At 42.0% G+C, this 5,518-nt stretch carries 2 protein-coding genes and 1 pseudogene; all 3 read right to left on the bottom strand.

Annotation, left to right across the window (positions count from 1 at the left end):
• A pseudogene (locus WC615_RS22270) lies at positions 1-384 on the bottom strand (phosphoglyceromutase); the annotation flags it as partial.
• Positions 385-443: 59 nt separating this feature from the next.
• A complete protein-coding gene (locus WC615_RS22265) occupies positions 444-2,045 on the bottom strand; it encodes a SusD/RagB family nutrient-binding outer membrane lipoprotein (protein WP_372980238.1) in 1,602 nt (533 codons plus the stop codon).
• 21 nt (positions 2,046-2,066) lie between these two features.
• Positions 2,067-5,327, bottom strand: a complete 3,261-nt coding sequence (locus WC615_RS22260) for a SusC/RagA family TonB-linked outer membrane protein (protein WP_372980237.1) — start codon at positions 5,325-5,327, stop codon at positions 2,067-2,069.
• Positions 5,328-5,518 lie beyond the last annotated feature (191 nt).

Below are 5,518 nucleotides of genomic sequence, written 5' to 3'. Positions count from 1 at the left end.
ATTGGTATTCATCCTTACATCCGGAAAACCGGTAAATATCTCATTATAGCCCGGGTACGAAAAACGGTACTGATTAGCAAGTTCATCTCTATTGCCTGCATCGCGGTTACCATACAGCTGCCCTTGTCCGCTTACTACCGACCATAAGAACGGGAACAACAATTTGCGGCGTTCTGCAGGTGTTGCAGCCCAGTACTTTTTCCGCACCTCGTCTTTATCACTGGTAAAATTTGAATTAATAAGCGCCGAATCTGCACCGCGGTAAACTTCCTGCCAGCGCATGCCATCAAGTGTTACTACTATCAGGTTTTTGGTTTTGCGTACCTGCGCGAATGATTGTATTGACAGCAGCGCAACTGCTATCAGTAAAAATGTTTTTTTCATAAAGGTTTTATAAAAAAGTATGGCCGTTATTGCTAACGGCCATACACAGGGTTATTATTTTATTTCAGCACCCACATGATGCCGTTAATATCATCATTTCCACCAAATTGTGCATCAAGCGCAGCCTGGTAGTTTTTAGCATTTGCGGTACGTTCGGCAGATGGATATTTAAACCTTTTGGCTATCCTGCCGCTGTTGCCGGTACCCGGGCCTGTAGTAAAGTTAGGAACACCGGTGCGCAGGTAAGTGAAATACGACTCAATACCCGAATGCCTGAATAAGGCGAGATATTTTTGCTGTAAAATGCGGGTTAAACCGGCAGCATCATTTGTATACTTTACAAGTGGCTGGTTATAGTAGGTGTTAAAATTAACCGGGATAGAGAAGGTATCGTAGTTACCAGGTGTAGCAACATCTGTTGAACCCGGACGATAAAAGTAAGCTGTGAACGATCCGGTTTCCGGTATACTATAAGAAGCTAACGACGCTTTAATGCCGTTTACATAATAGGTTTCGGCATTGCCGCCAGGGGCCCAGCCGCGGTTAATGCCTTCTGCAATGTTAAGCATCAGTTCGGGGTAACCAATTTGTATGCTTGGTTCGCCCGTAAAAGTGGAAAAGAAGTGTTTACGGTTAATAAACGAATACTTCTGCAAGCCGGCATCATTATACATATCTCCCTGATCACCTCCCGGGTCGGCACCAACAAATGATGCAAAATCGGTAGGGCTTTTGTGCTGCTTGTCAACCAGGTCGCGTGATGGCTCCGCGGTAACAAATACTCGGGGATCCTTTAACTGCTTTAACAGATCTATATAGGTTGATGATGTATTTTTCCTTGATCCGCTTTGGCCAAAATTGTTTGGGTTTTGGGGGTAAAAGTTGTTAGGGATCAAAAACACGTATTGCATATTATCTGCAGCACTTTCCATTAACGGATATTTTGCAGGGGTATTTATAATATTGGCAAAGCGCGTAGCTACTTTAAGGTCGGCGTCATCTGTTTTTTTGCTCAGCTGAACAAGCAGGCGAATCTGTAGCGCGTTCACAGCCTTCTGCCATTTTTTAAGGTCGTTATTAAAATAAATGTCGTTTTTTAATATCGTGCCTTCGCCTGTACCAAAGTCATTTGGCTTTGCAATTAGCTGGCCCAGGTCGTCGTTAGCACTCTCCAGCCACTCTAACGATTGCAGCATAACTTTTTTTTGCGAATCATAGGCGGGTTCCAGATTATCCAACCCTTTTAAAGCTTCAGTCATGGGTATATCGCCCATTTCAAAACTCATTTTGCTAAAACAATATGCCTTAAAAAATTTGCCCAACGCTTCGTATGGGTTTATGGCACCACCGCCGGTAGCCGCCGCCTGTTTTTCCATGGCTACAACATTCTTTAATGTGGTGTAATAATCGTCGCCGCCACCAAGGTCGTAGCGGTTGTTACCATAATAATCGTAGTTATACAGGTAGTATTGATCGTATATCTCTTTCTGGCCATCAGGCAAATCGGCAAGGCGATTTAGCACACCATTAAATAATAACGAAGCCGGTACGTTATTAGGCACGTTATTATTTTTAGTAAGCTCGTCAAAGCTTTTTTTACAACTTGTTACCGTTAGCAGCATCACTACCGGTAATACATATATTTTAAATATCTTTTTCATGATTGTACTGTTTATCAGCTTTTAGAATGATACGTTTAGGTTAAGGCCATAGCTGCGAACAGTTGGCGACTGCAAGCCGGTTGAAGCCGTTGCGTAGTTGTATTGGTCAAGGTCAACATCTTTAAAACGTTTGTCCTTGTAGAAATACAGCAGGTTACGTCCGTATATGGATACCGAAGCTTTTTGGATAAATGTTTTTTGAAGCATTTGCTTAGGGAACTCGAAACCAAAGGTTACCTCGCGCAGTTTCGAAAATGTTTTGCTCATCAGGTTGGCCTCATCAGCGGCGTAGTATTTACTTACATAATCCTGCACAAAAGCTTTTTTAGTGTTAGGGGCAAATTTCAATTTATCGTAATTTAAAACAGCGCCGGTTTGCGAATCGTACTCAATTGGCACAGGTTTATTATCACTGCCTTTATTGGATACATGTACACCTTCGCCTATGTAGCTGCCGGCGTAACCGGTTTTGCCAAAGTTGGCCCAGTCCTGATAGCGTGCTGCACCTAGTGCACCTTCTGCGGTTTCTGCATTGGCACCACCACGCATGGTTTTATTATGCATATAATCAACAATAACACCACCTACCGAACCATCAAACTGGAAACCAAGACTAAAGCTCTTGTACTGCACTTTGTTATAAACACTCCAGGCATATTTGGCGTTTTCGTTACCAAGGTACTGTGCTACCGGGTTTATTAGCGGCTTACCGGCTTCGTCGTTAATGATCTTTCCATCTGGTGTTCTTACAAAGGCGGTACCGTATAATTTATCGGTACGGTCACCGGCTCTAAAAAAGGTAGCGTAAGTATCCTGGTCTTTAGGCAGTTCTTTATAGATCTCTTTAAAAGTTGAAACGTTAACTAATACATTCCAGGTAAAGCCACTCAAATCCTTAATAGGTGTACCAGATAATGAACCTTCATAACCGGTTTTACGGGTTTTTAAAGCGTTTAGGTATTCAATAGTATAACCTGTTGCTGTTGAAATTGTATTAGGTAATATACGCGGACCATCAATGTACTGGAATGCTGTACCGCTAAAACCTAAACGGTTTTGTAAGAATTTAATATCAAAACCTTCCTCGTAGTTAACACGGGTTGATGTTTTAATACCGTTCTGATATAAATAATCTGAGGCATAACCCGCAGCCTGGCTGTTATAGGGCTTGCTGATAGAATATGAAGTGATTAGTGAATAATCGGGCCCGTTATAAGGCGAGCGGTAAGTACTGCCATAACCCAGTGGGTTGTTAAACAATGATGCGCCTGTGCTACCGCCAAAAACAGTTATTGAACTGAAAGGAGCAGGGCCTATTGTTGTAGAAGTAGCATCTGACCGGATATTGGAAAACGATGCCCTGCCTTTTAAGAAAGAAATAAATTCGGGCATTTTAACATAGTCAGACACCACGGTAGCTACCGATAAACTTGGATAGTAGTAAGTTGTTGGTACCTGAAAAGCCGATGACTTATCGATACGGCCGGTGCTTGATATGGTGGCATATTTACCAAAGGTTGCATCTAACGAGTAGTATGCACTCAACACACGCATATCCGAATTAAAGCTTGTGGCCTGTGTAGGGTTTTTTGAGTTACTGAATGAGTACACTTCAGGCACGTTCAAATAATCAGTAGATGCCCAGTTTGATTTGTACGATAGGTTACGCATATTACCACCTATTAAACCCGAAAGGTTCAGGAACTTTTTAATAGTGTAATCATAGTTCACCATTAATTCTGTATTGTTATCAAACAGGTCGCGCCTGTCTTCGCGGTAATCGCCCTGGTTACCTTCACGCCCGTAAGGGTGTGCCGAATACGGCATTTTTTCGGTACGTAAAATATTGTAGGTATTTATCTGCGAGCGCAGCGTAGCGTTTAAGTTATTATTGATCTTAAAGTTACTCGAAATGTATCCGTAAACATCATTTTTGTAATGTCCGCGGGTCCACTCGTTTACCATAAACCATGGGTTATGGTAGCGGGTGTATTCAGCAAATTGCGATTGTACCCCCTCTTTACCCGGTTGCCAAATAGCTTTAATATCGGGTGCGTTAACATCCCAGTCGGCACCTGTCCAGATAGCAAGGTTATATACCAAACTATTTGGGCCATACTCCACATCCGGGAAATTGTCAGTAGTTTGGCGGCTAAAGTTTACGTTACCTTCAAATTTCCAACGCGGGTTTGGGTTAAATGATGCATAGATGTTTGCATTGGCAATATCCAGATATTGTTTAGGTATATAGCTGGACTGATGTTGTTGTGAAGCTGATAAACGAATAGTATAATTATCGCCATTAGCACTTAAAGCAACGTTATTATTGGTTTGATAACCTGTTTGCAAAAAGTTATTCAGGTTATTTGCACCACGGGCCGTGTAAGGCGTTTTCTGGCGTACACCATTAATAACCGGGCTATCATATTGTGCTATTAATTGCCCGTTAAAGTATGGGCCCCAAATATCATAGTCGGCATCTACACCACCGGGTGCGCCACCTTTACCATCAACAAACTCATAAAAAGTATTTTCGCCGGCACCATATTTATGTTGCACCCGCGGGAAAGCCAAAAAGCCGGAGTTGATTACGGTACTGCTATTAATATCAACCGTTAACCCTTTTTTGTTTTTATTACCTTTTTTGGTTGTTATTAAAATAGCCCCGTACGATGCCCGGTTACCATATAACGCTGCTGCAGCAGGGCCTTTTAGTACCGTATAAGATTCGATATCATCGGGGCTGATGTTATAGGTATCTGTATTAATAGGAAAACCATCTACTACATATAAGGATATGCTGTTACCACGAATACTTACATTCGGCGCGCCCAACAGTTCGGCCGATGGGCCTACTGACAAACCCGCCACTTTACCAATAAGGCCGGTAATTGGGTTAGGGTCGCGTGCCAGGGTAAGATCTTCACCATTTACGGTAGACACCGCGTAACCAACACGGCGGGTTTCTTTTTTAACACCAAGCGCGGTTACTACAACCTCGTTCAGGGTTTTACTATCCCCACGCAGGTTTACAACCATGCTATTACCGGTACCTACCACAGCCTCTTGCTGGGCAAAGCCTAAAAACTTAAATACCAATACCTGGCCGGGGCTTGCGGTTATAATAAAACGCCCGTAAACATCGGTAGTTGTGCCAAGGCTTGTTCCTTTTAACATTACACTTACACCTGGCAGGGGTTGTTTGGCCTCATCATTTACAGTACCTGTAATTTTTGTTTGTGCAAACAAAATGATGGGAGAAAGGCAGCATACAAAAAGCATGACAAGCCGTTTTAAATTGGGGTAAAAATGTTTCATTGCGCTAAATAATTTTTGTGAGAGATTATTTAGCAATACTAAACTTTGTTTATTATTTATAAACTAAGTTTAGATTAAGTAAACTTTATGAATATGTATACTTAAAATTAAGGAGAGAAAGCAATGGTAACAAATTAAATACATTCCGCTAAACA

Source organism: Mucilaginibacter sp., assembly GCF_041663085.1.
GTDB lineage: Bacteria > Bacteroidota > Bacteroidia > Sphingobacteriales > Sphingobacteriaceae > Mucilaginibacter.
Note: the sequence above shows the minus strand (reverse complement) of the source record. Positions and strands in the feature narration are given on the sequence as shown.